Raw genomic sequence first — 16148 nt, 5'->3', positions numbered from 1 at the left:
GGGAAGTTGAGAGGCCGCGCATGCCGTTACCGTCCATGAAAGAGCAATTCGCCGCGTTGATTGCCGCGCCGTCTGTCAGTTGCACCCAAGCGTCTCTCGACCAGACCAACCGCCCGGTGATCGACCTGCTCGCCAGTTGGCTCGGCGACCTGGGTTTCGCCATCGATATCCAGCAAGTCAGCCCCGGCAAGTTCAACCTGCTGGCCAGTTTCGGCAGCGGTCCTGGCGGCCTGGTGCTGGCAGGTCATAGTGATACCGTTCCCTACGACGCTGCGCTGTGGAAAACCGACCCGCTCAAACTGACGGAAGTTGATGGCCGCTGGGTAGGATTGGGCAGCTGCGACATGAAGGGCTTTTTCGCACTGGCCATTGAAGCGGTGTTGCCATTGCTGGATCAGCCGTTCAAGCAACCGTTGTTGATCCTCGCTACCTGCGACGAAGAAAGCTCCATGTCCGGCGCCCGTGCGCTCGCCGAGGCCGGGCGCCCGTTGGGACGCGCGGCGGTGATCGGTGAGCCGACGGGCCTCAAGCCCATCCGCCTGCATAAAGGCGTGATGATGGAGCGCATCGACATCCTCGGCCGTAGCGGCCATTCGTCGGACCCAAGTCTGGGCCACAGCGCCCTCGAGGCCATGCACGACGCCATTGGCGAACTGCGTGGCCTGCGCCTGGCCTGGCAGCGTGAGTACCGCAACCCGCAATTCAGCGTACCGCAACCGACCATGAACTTCGGTTGCATCCACGGTGGCGACAATCCCAACCGCATTTGCGGTCAATGTTCCCTCGAGTTCGACCTGCGGCCCTTGCCGGGCATGGACCCGCAAGTGCTGCGCGATGCCATCCGGCAGAAGCTCGAACCCTTGGCCGAGCGCCACAAAGTCAAGATCGACTACGCGCCGCTCTTCCCCGAAGTGCCGCCGTTCGAGCAGGCCGAAGACGCCGAGCTGGTGCGGGTTGCGGAACGATTGACCGGTCATCGTGCCGAAGCAGTAGCGTTCGGCACCGAAGCGCCTTATCTTCAGCGCCTTGGTTGTGAAACCCTGGTGCTTGGCCCTGGTGATATTGCGTGTGCCCACCAGCCGGGCGAGTACCTCGAAATGTCACGCTTGACGCCTACAGTGCGTCTATTGCGGGAACTGATCGAACATTACTGCCTTAAACCTGCATAAATTAACCCCTGCCCATTCGTACATAAGGAGAGCGAGCGTGTCGCCAAGCCTGTTCCGACGATAACCATCAGCCCGCTGTGCGCTTTCACGATTCATCCTTTTTTGGCTGCTTTTTATTACAGGCCCAGGTGTTATGCCCGAATACGTCAATTGGCTTCGTCACGCTTCGCCTTACATCAACGCCCACCGCGACTGCACCTTTGTGGTCATGCTGCCCGGCGATGGTGTGGAACATCCGAACTTCGGCAATATCGTCCACGACCTGGTGCTGCTTCACAGCCTCGGCGTGCGGCTGGTGCTGGTCCACGGTTCGCGCCCACAAATCGAAACGCGCCTTGAGGCGCGTGGCCTGACGCCGGCTTACCACGAAGGCTTGCGCATCACCGATGCCGCGACGCTGGAGTGTGTGATCGACGCGGTCGGCCACCTGCGTATTGCTATCGAGGCGCGCCTGTCCATGGACATGGCCTCGTCGCCGATGCAAGGCTCGCGCCTGCGGGTGGCCAGCGGCAACCTGGTTACCGCGCGGCCGATCGGTGTGCTGGAAGGCGTGGATTACCACCACACTGGCGAAGTGCGCCGGGTCGACCGCAAGGGCATCAACCGTCTGTTGGACGAGCGCTCCATCGTGCTGCTGTCGCCGTTGGGTTACTCGCCCACCGGGGAAATCTTCAACCTGGCCTGCGAAGACGTCGCCACCCGCGCCGCCATCGACCTGGGCGCCGACAAGCTGCTGCTGTTTGGCGCCGACCTGGGCCTGATCGACGAACAGGGTCGCCTGGTCCGTGAGTTGCGCCCGCAGCAAGTACCGGCGCACCTGCAACGCCTGGGCAACAACTATCAGGCTGAACTGCTGGACGCCGCCGCCGAAGCCTGCCGTGGCGGGGTAGGGCGCAGCCATATCGTGAGCTACGCCGAAGACGGCGCGCTGCTCACCGAGCTGTTTACCCGGGACGGCGGCGGTACGCTGGTGGCCCAGGAGCAATTTGAACTGGTACGCGAAGCGGCGATTGAAGATGTCGGTGGTTTGCTCGACCTGATCAGCCCGCTGGAAGAGCAGGGCATCCTGGTACGGCGTTCGCGCGAAGTGCTGGAGCGTGAGATCGAGCAGTTCAGTGTGGTCGAGCGCGAAGGCATGATCATCGCCTGTGCGGCGCTGTATCAAATCGCAGACTCGGATGCCGGTGAGTTGGCATGCCTGGCGGTGAACCCGGAATACCGCCACGGCGCGCGCGGTGATGTGTTGCTGGAGCGAATCGAGACCCGAGCCCGAGCGCAGGGTTTGAAGACGCTGTTTGTCCTCACCACGCGTACCGCCCACTGGTTCCGTGAGCGTGGGTTTGTACCGAGCAGTGTGGATCGCCTGCCTTCGGCGCGGGCCTCGCTCTACAACTATCAGCGTAATTCGAAGATTTTCGAGAAGGCCCTCTAAACCCGATCTTCCTGCCTGATAAAGAGCTGGCTCATGGGGGAGCTGGCTTGCCTGCGATAGCATCACCTCGGTTTATCTGAACTACCGAGTCGCCAGCATCGCCGGCAAGCCAGCTCCCACATTTGATCGCCTTACGGGTTGACGAATTTGTCGGTCACGAATGCCGAATAGTCCGGCAACACCGCTTCAACCTTCCCCTGTTCCTTCAAAAACTTCGCCGTCTCTCCAATCGCCTTCGCCGTGCCCCCTTTAAGCAGGGCATCGGTTTGCTGCACCTGCGCATCCGGGAAAGTGGTGCCGGCCAACAGCTCAGGAATATCGGTGGCATTCGAACCTGTCAATTTGGCGATTTTCTGCACCGGTTCAGAGTCCACCGTCCAGCCGTCTTTATGGGCGGCATAGTCAGCGAAAGAGTCCAGCGTGACCTTGGCAAACTTGGCCACTACGTCAGGATGTTTTTCCGCGAAATCCTTGCGTGCCACCCACACTTCGAACGTCGGCGCTCCCCACTGGCCCACTTGGGCCGCATCTGTCAGGGTTTTTCCGGTCTTGCGGATCTCGCCCAGGGCCGGTGACCACACGAAGGCGCCGTCGATATCACCACGTTTCCACGCGGCGGCAATTTCCGCGGGCTGCAGGTTCACCACTTTGACTTTCCGGGTGTCCAGGCCCCAGTGCTTCAGCGCGCCGAGCAGGCTGTAATGAGAGGTTGAGACGAAGGGGGTGGCGATGGTTTTGCCGACCAGATCCTCTGGTTTGTCGATGCCGCTGCCATTACGCACCACCAACGCTTCAGAAGCATTGATCTGCGCCGATACCATAAAGGCTACGATCGGTAGATTGCGTGAAGCCGCCGCTGCTAGAGGGCTGGAACCCAGGTTACCGATTTGTACATCGCCGGATGCGATAGCCGTGACGACTTCCGGCCCACTGCTGAATCGGCGCCAGGCAATCTTCTCGCCAATGGCCTTTTCATAGAGGCCATCGGCCTGTGGGACTTTGCTGGGGTCGATGCCGGTTTGATAGCCGATGGTTAAATCGGCCGCTTGGACACCAAAAGAAATTATTAGTGACACAAAAACTGTAACAAATTGACGGGAGGATGTGCCTTTGGCCATGATGGCGTCGCCTTTTTGATCGTGGGTGACGTATGCAACAGTACGGCAACACTAATCGATCTAAAAAAAGGCTAGTAAATACCATTTAGGAATTAGCTTATGGAGCAGGTGGTCTATGCTGACCGGCTTGCTGCATGGAAAGCCTTATTCCTGAATCGTATGAAAAAGAATGAAACAATTCTTTTTGGGTGTATGAAAAACTCATTACCCTGCAGGGACCAAATCAACTGCGGTTAGACGAAGGTAGTAGACATACAAAGTTACGATTGACTTGGTAGTCACTATCTGGCGCTAATCGCGCATCTGTGGATCTAGGGCGTCAGACCCGAGACCTAAGAAATACAAAAATTAGAAATGAGAGGAGCGGTACATGAAGAAGTCAACATTGGCGTTGGCCGTGGCTGTCGCTGCGATTGCCCAACAGGCAAACTCCGCCGGTTTCATCGAAGACAGCAAGGCCACTCTGGGTCTGCGTAACTTTTACATCAACACTGACAACCGCGATGGCGCTCCTACTGCGAGCAGCCGTAGCAAGAACGCTGAATGGGGCCAAGGCTTCGACCTGCGTTTCATATCGGGTTTTACCCAAGGTACCGTTCAGTTTGGTGTTGACGCTATCGGCCTGTACGGCATGCGCCTGGACTCCAGCCGCGATAACCACGGCAACTACAGCGGCACCGCTTCGGGCGGCACTGTGTTCCCAAGCGACGGCAACAAAGCCGTCAGCGATTTCGCCAGCCTGGGCGTGACCGGTAAGGTCAAGATCTCCCAGACCGTAGCGAAAATTGGCACCCTGCAGCCAAACAACCCGGTGATCAAGACCAACGATGGTCGCCTGTTGCCTCAGACCTTCCAGGGCGGCGAGATCGTTTCTAACGAAATCAAAGACTTGACCCTGACTGCTGGTCAGATCGAGTCGGCCAAGGGCCGTAACTCGAGCAACAACGAAAATCTGTCGATTGCTGGCGCTAACAAAAGCTCCAACTACGACACCGGCAAATTCAGCAACAAGTTCTACTACGCTGGTGCTGACTACAAAATCACCAAGGATCTGACCGCTTCGTACTACTTCGGCGAGCTGAAAGATTTTTACTCCCAGAACTTCCTGGGCTTGGTACACAACTGGGCAATCGGCCCAGGCGTGCTGAAAAGTGACCTGCGTTACTACCGCAGCCGCGACAACGGCGCAAATGGCAACACTGCCGGCTACTACACCTCGGGTTACTACACCGACGGTGCCAAGCCTGTTACCGCTGGCAAGGTTGACAACGACCTCTACAGCTACCTGGGTCTGTACTCGATTAATGGCCACACCTTTGGTGGCGGTTATCAGTACACCAATGGCGACAGTGACTTCCCTTGGCTGAACCAAGGCGACGGTTCGTCGAACAGCACCACGACCGACATGCAAATCCAGAAGTTCGCCCGTGCCGGCGAGCGCACCTGGCAAGCTCGTTACGCGTATGACTTCGCCAAAATCGGCGTGCCTGGCCTGACCGCTGGTATTGTTTACCTCAAAGGTACCAATATCCAGACCACCGCTGGCGACAAGTCTGAGTGGGAACGCGATATCACCCTGGCCTACGTTGTTCCACAAGGCCCGCTGAAAAACCTTGGCGTGGCTTGGAAGAACGCAATGTGGCGTACCGACGTTGCTACCCGCGATCAAGACGAAAACCGTCTGATCGTCAGCTACTCGATCCCGCTGTTGTAAGCGTGTAAAACCTTGCCCGGCGCAATGCCGGGCAGGGTACTTTTACTGTTCAAGTCGGGCTCAACCCCCGCAAGCCCTTCCTGAATCCCCTCTCTTTACAGCGTCTCAAGGCCTTCTCGAACCTTGAAACGGATGTTGATCCTTGCCCGTTGCCAAGTCCAATGAACAGATTTTTAATATTCTTTTATCGTCTAGATAAAGCGATATTTATTCTTTTTAAATAATCTCTAACCCATGCACAGTAGGCTCCATAAGCACTCACCAGGAGCTACACCATGAGCCTAAGATTGGGCGACATCGCCCCCGACTTCGAACAGGATTCCAGCGCCGGCAAGATTCGTTTCCATGAGTGGCTGGGCGATAGCTGGGGCGTGCTGTTTTCCCATCCGGCGGACTTCACTCCGGTGTGCACCACCGAGTTGGGCTTTACCGCCAAGCTCAAGGACGAATTCGCCAAGCGCGGCGTCAAGGCTATCGCGCTGTCGGTAGACCCGGTGGACTCGCACCACAAGTGGATTGAAGACATCAACGAAACCCAGAACACGGTCGTTAACTTCCCGATCCTGGCGGATGCCGATCGCAAGGTGTCGGACCTGTACGACCTGATCCACCCGAACGCCAGTGACACCCTCACCGTGCGCTCCTTGTTCGTGATCGACCCGAACAAGAAGGTTCGCCTGACGATTACCTACCCGGCCAGCACTGGCCGCAACTTCCACGAAATCCTGCGGGTTATCGACTCGCTGCAGCTGACCGACAGCCACAAGGTCGCCACGCCCGCCAACTGGCAGGACGGCGATGAAGTGGTGATCGTGCCGTCGCTCAAGGACGAGGAAGAGATCAAGCAACGCTTTCCGAAAGGTTATCGCGCGGTGAAGCCGTATCTGCGGCTTACCCCACAGCCGAATCGCTGAGGCTGAAACCGCTATCGCGGGCAAGCCCGCTCCCACAGGGGAATGCGGTCAACTGTGGGAGCCGGGCTTGCCCGCGATAGCAGACTTCAAATGGACACAGGTTTCAAGTTGTAGACCGTCTCACACAGCAGGGGTTTTCAGGCCGTTTCGACGGCCTTTTTTTTCGTCTGAAGATTCATAAATCTCATATATTTTTAGGGAATAAACAAATGAAAAAATAAGATTTATAGATATATAAATCAGCTGATATGGTCTGTCCCATCTTGGCGCCACCGCACACAGCGAACCGCCGACACTTGCTCAAGGAATACCTGCATGTTGGTCGTAACACTTGGAGGCAGTCCCAGCCAGCGTTCCCGCTCCGGGGTCTTGCTGGAAAAAACCCGTCAGTGGCTGCAAGACAAAGGCGTGGAAGTCGTGAGTTATCAGATACGGGACTTCCCGGCCGAAGACTTGCTGCACGCCCGCTTCGACAGCCCCAAAGTTATCGATCTGTTGCAGCAAGTCGCCAACGCCGACGGCCTGGTCATCGCCACGCCGGTGTACAAGGCCTCGTTCTCGGGCGCGCTGAAAACCGTGCTCGATCTGCTGCCTGAGCGCGCCCTGGCTCACAAGATCGTCTTACCGATGGCCACCGGCGGCAGCATCGCCCACATGCTGGCGGTGGACTACGCCTTGAAGCCGGTGTTGTCGGCCCTCAAAGCCCAAGAGTTGCTCCACGGCATCTTTGCCGAAGACAGCCAGATCGCTTACGGCGAAGGCAGTGCCCAGGCGCAACTGGTGCCGGTGCTTGAACAGCGTTTGCACGAGGCCCTGGAGACGCTCTATAGCGCCATGGCCCGTCGCCCAAAACCCCTTGATCCCAATGTGTTGAATGACCGTTTATTGAGTGCTCGCTGGAGCATTTAAGTCTTACCGGATTGTGTAGTACTCACCTTACTCAGCCGCCAACGGCCAAGCAGGTGCAGCCAACCCCCTAATCGCATTTTTTGGAGAGAGCGCCATGCGCACTGTCATCTTGCGTCGTGGTCTGGTCGCACTGTTTGCTGCGGCTGTGTCCTTCGGCGCCATGGTTCAAGCCCACGCCGCCGAAACCCTGCGGATCGGTTATCAGAAGTACGGCACCCTCGTGTTGCTCAAGGCCAAGGGCACCCTGGAAAAACGCCTGGCCGCCCAGGGCGTGCAGGTGCAGTGGACGGAATTCCCCGGTGGCCCGCAACTGCTCGAAGGCCTGAACGTCGGTTCCATCGACTTCGGCGTCACCGGCGAAACCCCGCCGGTATTCGCCCAGGCCGCCGGCGCCGATCTGCTTTATGTCGCCTACGAACCGCCAGCACCGACCAGTGAAGCGATCCTGGTGCCCAAAGACTCGACGATCAAGTCCGTGGCCGAGCTCAAGGGCAAGAAAATCGTGCTCAACAAAGGCTCCAACGTGCACTACCTGCTGGTACGCGCCCTGGAGGATGCCGGCCTGAAATACACCGACGTGCACACCGTGTTCCTGCCGCCCGCCGATGCCCGCGCCGCGTTCGAGCGAGGCAGCGTAGACGCCTGGGTGATCTGGGACCCGTACCAGGCCGCCGCCGAGAAACAACTGCAAGCGCGCACCCTGCGTGACGGCACCGGCATCGCCGACAACCACCAGTTCTACCTGGCCACCAAACCTTACGCCACACAGCACCCGGATGTGATCAAGGCGCTGGTGGAAGAAGTGCGTGCGGTAGGCGAGTGGTCCAAAGCCAACCCGCAGGAAGTCACGGAACAAGTCGCACCGCTGCTCGGCCTGCCCGCTGACATCACCCTGACCTCGGTGAAACGCCAAGGCTACGGCGCATTGTTCCTGACCCCGGAAGTGGTCGCCGCCCAGCAGAAAATCGCCGACAGCTTCTACCAGCTCAAATTGATCCCCAAACCCTTGAGCATCAAGGACGTGATCTGGACGCCACCCGCCGCCGTTGCCAAAGCGCCGTAATTCGACTTCTTCAGGAGACAACTCCATGAGCCTCAATATTTTCTGGTTCCTGCCTACCCACGGCGACGGCCATTACCTGGGTACCGCCGAAGGCGCTCGCGCCGTCGACCATGGTTACCTGCAACAAGTGGCACAGGCGGCCGACCGCCTGGGTTTCGGCGGGGTGTTGATCCCGACCGGCCGCTCCTGCGAAGACTCGTGGCTGGTGGCCGCCTCGCTGATCCCGGTGACCCAGCGTCTGAAATTCCTTGTCGCCCTGCGCCCCGGGATCATTTCCCCGACGGTGGCTGCGCGTCAGGCGGCGACCCTGGACCGCCTGTCCGGTGGCCGTGCGCTGTTTAACCTGGTGACCGGTGGTGATCCGGAAGAGCTGGCCGGCGACGGTTTGTTCCTCAGCCACGAAGAGCGCTATCAGGCCTCCGTGGAATTCACCCGCATCTGGCGTCGCGTGCTGGAAGGTGAAACCGTGGATTACGACGGTGAACACATCAGCGTCAAAGGCGCCAAATTGCTCTACCCGCCGATCCAGCAGCCGCGTCCGCCGCTGTACTTCGGCGGCTCCTCCGAAGCCGCCCAGGACCTGGCCGCTGAACAAGTGGAAATGGTGCTGACCTGGGGCGAGCCTCCGGCCGCTGTCGCTGAAAAAATCGAACAGGTGCGGGCCAAGGCCGCGAAACTTGGGCGCACGGTGCGCTTCGGTATTCGCCTGCATGTGATCGTGCGTGAAACCAACGATGAGGCGTGGAAAGCTGCGGACAAACTGATCTCCCACTTGGACGACGAGACCATCGCCCGTGCCCAGGCCTCCCTCGCGCGCTTCGATTCCGTCGGCCAGCAACGCATGGCGGCCTTACACGGCGGTAACCGTGACAACCTCGAAGTCAGCCCCAACCTGTGGGCCGGTGTCGGCCTGGTACGCGGTGGTGCGGGTACTGCGCTGGTGGGTGATGGCCCAACCGTTGCGGCACGTGTCAATGAATACGCTGCGCTGGGCATCGATACCTTCATCTTCTCCGGTTATCCACACCTGGAAGAGTCGTACCGCGTGGCTGAGCTGTTGTTCCCGCACCTGGACATCGAACGTCCCGAGTTGCCGAAAAGCGCCGGTTACGTCAGCCCGTTCGGCGAGATGGTCGCCAACGACATCCTTCCCAAAGCTGCGTCGCAGAGCTGAGGCGCCGTCATGAACGTTGAAAAACTAAGCCATCGCGTCGCGCCCTGGGTGCTGCCGATCTTGTTGCTGGCGGTGTGGCAGTTGTCGGTGTCGGCGGGTTGGTTGTCGACACGCATTCTGCCGGCGCCGAGTGCGGTGATCGAAGCCGGGGTTAACCTGGTGCGCAGCGGCGAAATCTGGACGCACCTGGCCATCAGCGGCTGGCGTGCCGGCCTGGGCTTTGTGATCGGTGGCAGCATCGGCCTGGCCCTGGGCTTTATCACCGGCCTGTCGAAATGGGGCGAACGCCTGTTGGACAGCTCGGTGCAGATGATCCGCAACGTGCCACACCTGGCGCTGATTCCGCTGGTGATCCTGTGGTTCGGCATTGACGAGACCGCGAAGATTTTCCTGGTCGCCCTCGGCACGCTGTTCCCGATCTACCTGAACACGTATCACGGCATTCGCAACGTCGACCCGGCGCTGGTGGAAATGGCGCGCAGCTACGGCTTGTCCGGCTTCAGCTTGTTCCGTCAGGTGATCCTGCCGGGCGCATTGCCTTCGATTCTGGTGGGCGTGCGTTTTGCGCTGGGCTTTATGTGGTTGACGCTGATCGTGGCGGAAACCATCTCGGCCAGCTCCGGCATTGGTTACCTGGCGATGAACGCCCGTGAATTCCTGCAAACCGACGTGGTGGTATTGGCCATCGTCATGTACGCCATCCTCGGCAAGCTCGCCGACCTGGCTGCTCGCGGCCTGGAACGTGTGTGGCTGCGCTGGCATCCGGCTTACCAAGTGAATAAAGGAGGTGCGGCATGACCGCTCAACAACCTCCACGCCTGCTCAAGGGTATCCCGCTGGCGGTGCGCAAATTGCGCAAGGCCTTTGGTGCGCGGGAAGTGCTCAAGGACATCGACCTGCACATCCCCGCTGGGCAGTTTGTGGCCGTGGTCGGTCGCAGTGGGTGTGGCAAAAGTACCTTGCTGCGCCTGCTGGCCGGGCTGGACAAAGCCAGCGGCGGCGAACTGTTGGCCGGCTCCGCACCGCTGAGCGAAGCGATTGAGGACACGCGGTTGATGTTCCAGGAAGCCCGCCTGCTGCCGTGGAAAAAGATCATCGACAACGTGGGCCTGGGCCTCAAAGGTAACTGGCGCCCCAAAGCGCTGGATGCGCTGGAGGCGGTCGGCCTGGCCGAGCGTGCGAATGAGTGGCCGGCGGCGTTGTCCGGTGGCCAGAAGCAGCGGGTGGCCTTGGCGCGTGCGCTGATTCACCAACCGCGCCTGCTGCTGCTGGATGAGCCTTTGGGAGCGTTGGACGCCCTGACGCGCATCGAGATGCAGCAACTGATCGAAAACCTGTGGCAGAAGCACGGCTTCACCGTGTTGCTGGTGACCCACGATGTCAGCGAGGCCGTGGCGATTGCCGACCGGGTAATCCTGATCGAAGACGGTGAAGTCGGCCTCGACCTGATTGTCGATCTGCCGCGACCCCGCGCCCGTGGGTCGCATCGCCTGGCAGCGCTGGAGGCCGAAGTGCTTAACCGTGTGCTGTCGCTGCCCGGCACGCCGCCGGAACCCGAACCTGTTTCACCGCTGCCGACGCAATTGCGTTGGGCGCAATAACTCACTTGTCCCTCGAAGGAAGAACACCATGACTATTAAAGCCATCAACGTGCGTAACCAGTTCAAAGGCACTATCAAGGAAATCGTAGAAGGTGACGTGCTGTCGGAAATCGACGTGCAGACGGCGTCCGGTATCGTGACGTCTGTCATCACCACCCGCTCGGTCAAAGAGCTGGAGTTGGTGATTGGCAGCGAAGTGATTGCCTTCGTTAAGTCCACCGAGGTGTCGATCGCCAAGTTGTGATCGGGATTTGCGGTGCTTTTAAGGCCGCTTTCGCGAGCAAGCCCGCGATGGCGCCTGCCCAGGCAATGCATCAATCAGCCAGTCACCGCCCGCTTTGGCAAGTACGCCGGCAAATAAAGCCCCACATACGCATCAAACACCCGCATCCCTTCTTCCGCCATGCGCGGCGTAATCTGCCCATGCTGATGCACCGAGCGCGCATAGACGCGGTCGCTCAGTTCCAGCGCCAAGGCGAACACATCCACATCCTCAGGCAGCGTCGGCACTTCGAAGTGGCGGTTGAACACGGCCAGCATCAAATCCCCCAACTCCAGATCATGCTGGCGGTCGGCCTGGGTCACTTCGGTGAGCCCATGCTGAGCCAGGATCAACTGGCGGGCGGCGGCGTCGTGCTCGTAGACCGTGAGCATGCGCTGTTCGACGATGCAGGACAGATCGCGCCAGTGCTTGAGTGCAGCATGCTCGATAGGCGTCTGGATGGCTGCGCGGAATGCCGCATGCACATCGGCGGTCAACGCTTCCAGTAGCGCCGGCACGCTGGCGAAAAAGTGATACACCGACGACGGTGGAATCTGTGCCCGTTCCGCCACGCTGTAGATCGACAAACTGGCCACGCCTTCGGTCGCCAGCAACGTGCGGGCGGCATCAAGGATCGCATCGATCCTGGCCTGGCTGCGGGCGCGGGGTTTGCGAGGGGCGGCAGGGCGGGTGGTCATGGAAGTCTCCTACAAGGCAGCGGGCATTGTATGAGCAGGAACCGGTGTTGTCTGCCAAGGCGCCATCGGGAGCAAGCCCCTCCCACAGTTGACTGAGTTCCAACCTTGAAAAGCAGTCAAGTGTGGGAGGGGGCTTGCTCCCGATGAGGCCGACTCGGTCAACCGGAAGAAACCCATAAAAAAACGCCACAGACCAAAGGCCGGAGGCGTTTTTCAGTACAACCACTGCTTACACGGTATGCAGGTACCAGTTGTACTCAAGGTCGGAGATGGAGTGTTCGAACTCTTCCAGCTCACTTTCCTTACAGGCGACGAAGATATCGATGTATTTAGGATCGATGTACTTGGCCATCACCTCGCTGTCGTCCAACTCGCGCAGGGCATCGCGCAGGTTGTTCGGCAGGCTCTGTTCGTTCTGCTCGTAGCTGTTGCCTTCCACTGGAGCGCCAGGCTCGATCTTGTTGGTCAGACCGTGGTGCACGCCTGCCAGGACCGAAGCCATCAGCAGGTAAGGGTTGGCGTCGGCGCCGGCCACACGGTGTTCGATACGTACGGCATCCGAGGAGCCCGTGGGTACGCGAATCGCCACAGTGCGGTTGTCCAGGCCCCAGCACGGCGAGTTCGGCACGTAGAACTGTGCGCCGAAACGACGGTAGGAGTTGACGTTGGGGCACAGGAACGCCATTTGGGCGGGTAGGGTCTCGAGCACACCGCCGATCGCGTGACGCAATGCGGCGTTCTGCTCGGGATCCTCGCTGGCAAAGATGTTCTTGCCGTCCTTGTCCAGGATCGAAATGTGTACGTGCAAACCATTGCCTGCCTGGCCTGGGTAAGGCTTGGCCATGAAGGTGGTGTCCATCTCATGGTCGTAGGCGATGTTCTTGATCAGGCGCTTGAGCAGTACGGCGTAATCGCAAGCCTTGATCGGGTCGGCCACGTGGTGCAGGTTCACTTCGAACTGCGCCGGGGCACTTTCCTTGACGATGGCGTCAGCCGGGATGCCTTGCTCTTTGGCACCTTCCAGGATGTCCTGGAGGCAGTCGACGTATTCGTCGAGGTCGTCGATCAGGTAGACCTGTGTCGAGTGCGGGCGTTTGCCGGAGATCGGCGAGCGGGGCGGTTGTGGGCGGCCGTTCACGTTCTCCTGGTCGATCAGGTAGAACTCAAGCTCGAAGGCAGCACAGATGGTCAGACCGAGGTCGTCAAACTTGCTGACAACTTGGCGGAGCACTTCGCGAGGATCGGCGAAGAAAGGTTCACCTTCAAGTTCGTGCATGGTCATCAGCAGTTGCGCGGTTGGGCGCTTTTGCCACGGCTCATTGCACAGGGTGTCAGGGATCGGATAACAGATTCGGTCAGCATCACCGATGTCCAGACCCAGGCCAGTGCTTTCCACTGTCGAGCCATTGATATCCAGGGCAAATAAAGAGGCAGGCAGGTTAATGCCCTTCTCGTAAACCTTGTGGAGGCTGGTGCGTTCGATGCGCTTGCCGCGCACCACACCATTCATATCCGCAATTAGAAGGTCTACGTACAGAACCTCAGGATGATCCTTAAGGAACGCGTTCGCTTCGTTAAGCTGAACGGCACGCGGGGGTACCGACATGATGCAACACCTTTGTTGTTAAAAATATCAATCATTGATCTTTTCTGGTTTCAGTCAACCCGAACGGCTTGCCGAAGTCAAGCGAGGCCTTTTTTGCCCTAAAAAAGCGCCTTGAGGCCTTTTTTGGGGCTTTTTGGGGCGTTTTTTTGGGTTTGAAGGCCTTGGGACTAGCAGGCTTGAGCGGGCCGTGTTGTATTTTTTACGGGGGTGTTGTGTAAAAAAATGAACAAGGCTAAGCTCGATTCAAACCCATAACAGCAATAATACCGGGGTGCTTCATGTCTCGCCTGCCGTTAATCGGCGTCACCGCCTGCTCCAAACAGGTCGGTCTGCATGCTTATCACATCAGTGGCGACAAATACGTCCGTGCAGTGGCCATCGCTGCCAAGGGCTTGCCATTGATCATTCCATCCTTGGGCGATTTGCTCGACCCGGCCAATATTCTTGACGGTCTGGATGGCATTCTATTTACCGGCTCCCCCTCCAATATCGAACCCTTTCTCTACGACGGTCCGGCCAGCGCGCCCGGGACTGCTCATGATTCTGCACGGGACCAGACCACGCTGCCGTTGCTGCGTGCCGCGATTGCGGCAGGCGTGCCGGTGCTGGGCATCTGCCGTGGGTTCCAGGAAATGAACGTGGCGTTGGGTGGCAGCCTGCACCAGAAGGTTCATGAAGTGCCGGGCATGATGGATCACCGCGAAGACGACACCCAGCCGCTGGAGATTCAGTACGGCCCGGCGCACGCCGTGGCGATCGCCCCGCATGGCGTCCTGGCAAGCCTGGGGTTGCCGCAGACCATTCAGGTCAACTCGATTCACGGCCAGGGCGTTGATCGCCTGGCGCCGGGGCTGCAGGTCGAAGCCACTGCGCCGGATGGGTTGATCGAAGCTTTTTCTTACACTGCGGGCAAGGCTTTTGCTTTAGGAGTGCAATGGCACCCCGAATGGCAGGTAAGCTCTAACCCGCACTATCTCGCGATCTTCCAGGCCTTTGGCTCGGCCTGTCGAACGCGGGCGATGCAACGCGACGCGGATGCTGCGTCAAACAACGCCTGACCTTTAATGGATGTCAGGAAACACAGCCCAGAGGCATTTATGAGTAACAACCTCGACCAGCTCACCGATTGGTTGAAAGACCACAAGATCACAGAAGTCGAATGCATGATTGGCGACCTCACCGGCATCACCCGGGGCAAGATCTCGCCGACCAACAAGTTCATCGCCGAAAAAGGCATGCGCCTGCCCGAGAGCGTTCTGTTGCAGACCGTGACCGGCGACTATGTCGAAGACGACATCTATTACGAATTGCTCGACCCGGCCGACATCGACATGATCTGCCGTCCCGACCAGAACGCCGTATTCCTGGTGCCCTGGGCCATCGAGCCTACCGCCCAGGTGATTCACGACACCTACGACAAGCAAGGCAACCCGATCGAGCTGTCGCCGCGCAATGTGCTCAAGAAAGTCCTCCAGCTCTACGCCAACCGAGGCTGGCAGCCGATCGTGGCGCCGGAAATGGAGTTCTACCTGACCAAACGCTGCGAAGACCCGGACTTCCCGCTGCAACCGCCGATCGGCCGTTCCGGGCGCCCGGAGACCGGTCGCCAGTCCTTCTCTATAGAAGCGGCCAACGAGTTCGACCCGTTGTTCGAAGACGTCTACGACTGGTGTGAACTCCAGGAGCTTGACCTCGACACCCTGATCCACGAGGACGGCACCGCGCAGATGGAAATCAACTTCCGTCATGGCGATGCGCTGTCCCTGGCCGACCAGATCCTGGTGTTCAAGCGCACCATGCGTGAGGCCGCGCTCAAGCACAACGTAGCCGCCACCTTCATGGCCAAGCCCATGACCGGCGAGCCCGGCAGCGCGATGCACTTGCACCAGAGCATCATCGACATCGCCACCGGCAAGAACGTCTTCTCTAATGAAGACGGGACCATGAGCCAGCTGTTCCTCAATCACATTGGCGGCCTGCAGAAATTCATCCCTGAATTGCTGCCGCTGTTTGCGCCGAACGTGAACTCGTTCCGCCGCTTCCTGCCCGACACCTCGGCGCCGGTGAACGTGGAGTGGGGCGAAGAAAACCGCACCGTCGGCCTGCGCGTACCGGATGCCGGCCCGCAGAACCGTCGCGTGGAAAACCGCCTGCCGGGCGCCGACGCCAATCCGTACCTGGCGATTGCCGCCAGCTTGCTGTGCGGCTACATCGGTATGGTCGAAGGCCATAACCCGAGCGCGCCGGTGGTGGGCCGAGGTTACGAGCGCCGCAACCTGCGCCTGCCGTTGACCATCGAAGACGCCCTGGAGCGTATGGAAAACAGCAAGACCATCGAAAAATATTTGGGTCAAAAATTCATCACAGGCTACGTCGCGGTCAAGCGGGCCGAGCATGAAAACTTCAAGCGCGTGATCAGTTCGTGGGAGCGGGAATTCCTGCTCTTCGCCGTCTGATGCGTCGGGCGCGCCTTGGGATTGGCGCGCCC

The 16148-nt window shown here is 59.3% G+C and carries 15 protein-coding genes; 12 read left to right on the top strand and 3 right to left on the bottom strand.

What is annotated here, in order from left to right; all coding sequences use genetic code 11:
- Window positions 1–20: 20 nt before the first annotated feature.
- Together argE and argA are read left to right on the top strand one after the other, a co-directional pair.
- Window positions 21–1169, top strand: a complete 1149-nt coding sequence (gene argE / locus A7J50_RS27980) for an acetylornithine deacetylase (protein WP_064454626.1) — start codon at window positions 21–23, stop codon at window positions 1167–1169.
- Window positions 1170–1302: 133 nt separating this feature from the next.
- Window positions 1303–2601: an amino-acid N-acetyltransferase gene (argA, locus tag A7J50_RS27975; RefSeq protein WP_064454625.1), complete on the top strand. Its 1299-nt coding sequence runs from the start codon at window positions 1303–1305 to the stop codon at window positions 2599–2601.
- A gap of 131 nt (window positions 2602–2732) precedes the next feature.
- Here argA and tauA read toward each other — a convergent pair whose 3' ends face one another.
- The gene (gene tauA, locus A7J50_RS27970) at window positions 2733–3719 is read right to left on the bottom strand and encodes a taurine ABC transporter substrate-binding protein (protein ID WP_064454624.1); all 987 of its coding nucleotides are present in this window, start codon (window positions 3717–3719) and stop codon (window positions 2733–2735) included.
- A gap of 370 nt (window positions 3720–4089) precedes the next feature.
- Between tauA and A7J50_RS27965 the strand changes: the two genes are divergently transcribed.
- From A7J50_RS27965 to A7J50_RS27930, 8 genes are all read left to right on the top strand, one after another.
- Window positions 4090–5433, top strand: coding sequence for an OprD family porin (locus tag A7J50_RS27965; RefSeq protein WP_064454623.1), 1344 nt, complete (start codon window positions 4090–4092; stop codon window positions 5431–5433).
- A 275-nt stretch (window positions 5434–5708) separates the two neighbouring features.
- The gene (locus A7J50_RS27960; protein WP_064454622.1) at window positions 5709–6347 is read left to right on the top strand and encodes a peroxiredoxin; all 639 of its coding nucleotides are present in this window, start codon (window positions 5709–5711) and stop codon (window positions 6345–6347) included.
- A 315-nt stretch (window positions 6348–6662) separates the two neighbouring features.
- Entirely contained in the window at window positions 6663–7256 is a 594-nt protein-coding gene (ssuE, locus tag A7J50_RS27955; protein WP_053258559.1) for an NADPH-dependent FMN reductase, read from the top strand.
- 94 nt (window positions 7257–7350) lie between these two features.
- Complete coding sequence (locus A7J50_RS27950; RefSeq protein ID WP_064454621.1) at window positions 7351–8319, top strand: sulfonate ABC transporter substrate-binding protein; 969 nt, start codon at window positions 7351–7353, stop codon at window positions 8317–8319.
- 25 nt (window positions 8320–8344) lie between these two features.
- Window positions 8345–9493 (top strand): FMNH2-dependent alkanesulfonate monooxygenase, encoded by a 1149-nt coding sequence (gene ssuD / locus A7J50_RS27945; protein WP_064454620.1) that lies wholly within the window; start codon window positions 8345–8347, stop codon window positions 9491–9493.
- A 9-nt stretch (window positions 9494–9502) separates the two neighbouring features.
- The gene (ssuC, locus tag A7J50_RS27940; protein ID WP_064454619.1) at window positions 9503–10291 is read left to right on the top strand and encodes an aliphatic sulfonate ABC transporter permease SsuC; all 789 of its coding nucleotides are present in this window, start codon (window positions 9503–9505) and stop codon (window positions 10289–10291) included.
- On the top strand, window positions 10288–11094 hold the full coding sequence (ssuB, locus tag A7J50_RS27935) for an aliphatic sulfonates ABC transporter ATP-binding protein (protein WP_064454618.1): 807 nt from the start codon (window positions 10288–10290) through the stop codon (window positions 11092–11094). The genes ssuC and ssuB overlap by 4 nt, the downstream gene beginning before the upstream one ends.
- Before the next feature lie 28 nt (window positions 11095–11122).
- On the top strand, window positions 11123–11338 hold the full coding sequence (locus A7J50_RS27930; RefSeq protein ID WP_003213899.1) for a TOBE domain-containing protein: 216 nt from the start codon (window positions 11123–11125) through the stop codon (window positions 11336–11338).
- A 74-nt stretch (window positions 11339–11412) separates the two neighbouring features.
- Here A7J50_RS27930 and A7J50_RS27925 read toward each other — a convergent pair whose 3' ends face one another.
- Both A7J50_RS27925 and A7J50_RS27920 read right to left on the bottom strand, forming a co-directional pair.
- Window positions 11413–12054, bottom strand: a complete 642-nt coding sequence (locus A7J50_RS27925; protein ID WP_064454617.1) for a TetR/AcrR family transcriptional regulator — start codon at window positions 12052–12054, stop codon at window positions 11413–11415.
- Between the two features lie 229 nt (window positions 12055–12283).
- Complete coding sequence (locus A7J50_RS27920) at window positions 12284–13660, bottom strand: glutamine synthetase family protein (RefSeq protein ID WP_003213894.1); 1377 nt, start codon at window positions 13658–13660, stop codon at window positions 12284–12286.
- Between the two features lie 278 nt (window positions 13661–13938).
- Between A7J50_RS27920 and A7J50_RS27915 the strand changes: the two genes are divergently transcribed.
- Together A7J50_RS27915 and A7J50_RS27910 are read left to right on the top strand one after the other, a co-directional pair.
- Entirely contained in the window at window positions 13939–14718 is a 780-nt protein-coding gene (locus A7J50_RS27915; protein WP_064454616.1) for a gamma-glutamyl-gamma-aminobutyrate hydrolase family protein, read from the top strand.
- A gap of 39 nt (window positions 14719–14757) precedes the next feature.
- Window positions 14758–16116 carry a glutamine synthetase family protein gene (locus A7J50_RS27910; RefSeq protein WP_064454615.1) on the top strand — a complete coding sequence of 453 codons (1359 nt, stop codon included), beginning with the start codon at window positions 14758–14760 and terminating at the stop codon, window positions 16114–16116.
- Window positions 16117–16148 lie beyond the last annotated feature (32 nt).

This window comes from Pseudomonas antarctica (assembly GCF_001647715.1).
Taxonomy (GTDB): domain Bacteria; phylum Pseudomonadota; class Gammaproteobacteria; order Pseudomonadales; family Pseudomonadaceae; genus Aquipseudomonas; species Aquipseudomonas antarctica_A.
The sequence above is the reverse complement of the archived record's forward strand: the minus strand, read 5'-3'. Positions and strand labels throughout refer to the sequence as shown.

Coding starts and splice junctions, on each gene's coding strand:
- A7J50_RS27965 (WP_064454623.1), top strand. CDS start 4,090: ATGAAGAAGTCAACATTGGCGTTGGCCGTGGCTGTCGCTGCGATTGCC.
- ssuC (WP_064454619.1), top strand. CDS start 9,503: ATGAACGTTGAAAAACTAAGCCATCGCGTCGCGCCCTGGGTGCTGCCG.
- ssuD (WP_064454620.1), top strand. CDS start 8,345: ATGAGCCTCAATATTTTCTGGTTCCTGCCTACCCACGGCGACGGCCAT.
- A7J50_RS27920 (WP_003213894.1), bottom strand. CDS start 13,660: ATGTCGGTACCCCCGCGTGCCGTTCAGCTTAACGAAGCGAACGCGTTC.
- A7J50_RS27910 (WP_064454615.1), top strand. CDS start 14,758: ATGAGTAACAACCTCGACCAGCTCACCGATTGGTTGAAAGACCACAAG.
- A7J50_RS27950 (WP_064454621.1), top strand. CDS start 7,351: ATGCGCACTGTCATCTTGCGTCGTGGTCTGGTCGCACTGTTTGCTGCG.
- A7J50_RS27930 (WP_003213899.1), top strand. CDS start 11,123: ATGACTATTAAAGCCATCAACGTGCGTAACCAGTTCAAAGGCACTATC.
- A7J50_RS27960 (WP_064454622.1), top strand. CDS start 5,709: ATGAGCCTAAGATTGGGCGACATCGCCCCCGACTTCGAACAGGATTCC.
- tauA (WP_064454624.1), bottom strand. CDS start 3,719: ATGGCCAAAGGCACATCCTCCCGTCAATTTGTTACAGTTTTTGTGTCA.
- ssuB (WP_064454618.1), top strand. CDS start 10,288: ATGACCGCTCAACAACCTCCACGCCTGCTCAAGGGTATCCCGCTGGCG.
- A7J50_RS27915 (WP_064454616.1), top strand. CDS start 13,939: ATGTCTCGCCTGCCGTTAATCGGCGTCACCGCCTGCTCCAAACAGGTC.
- A7J50_RS27925 (WP_064454617.1), bottom strand. CDS start 12,054: ATGACCACCCGCCCTGCCGCCCCTCGCAAACCCCGCGCCCGCAGCCAG.
- argA (WP_064454625.1), top strand. CDS start 1,303: ATGCCCGAATACGTCAATTGGCTTCGTCACGCTTCGCCTTACATCAAC.
- ssuE (WP_053258559.1), top strand. CDS start 6,663: ATGTTGGTCGTAACACTTGGAGGCAGTCCCAGCCAGCGTTCCCGCTCC.
- argE (WP_064454626.1), top strand. CDS start 21: ATGCCGTTACCGTCCATGAAAGAGCAATTCGCCGCGTTGATTGCCGCG.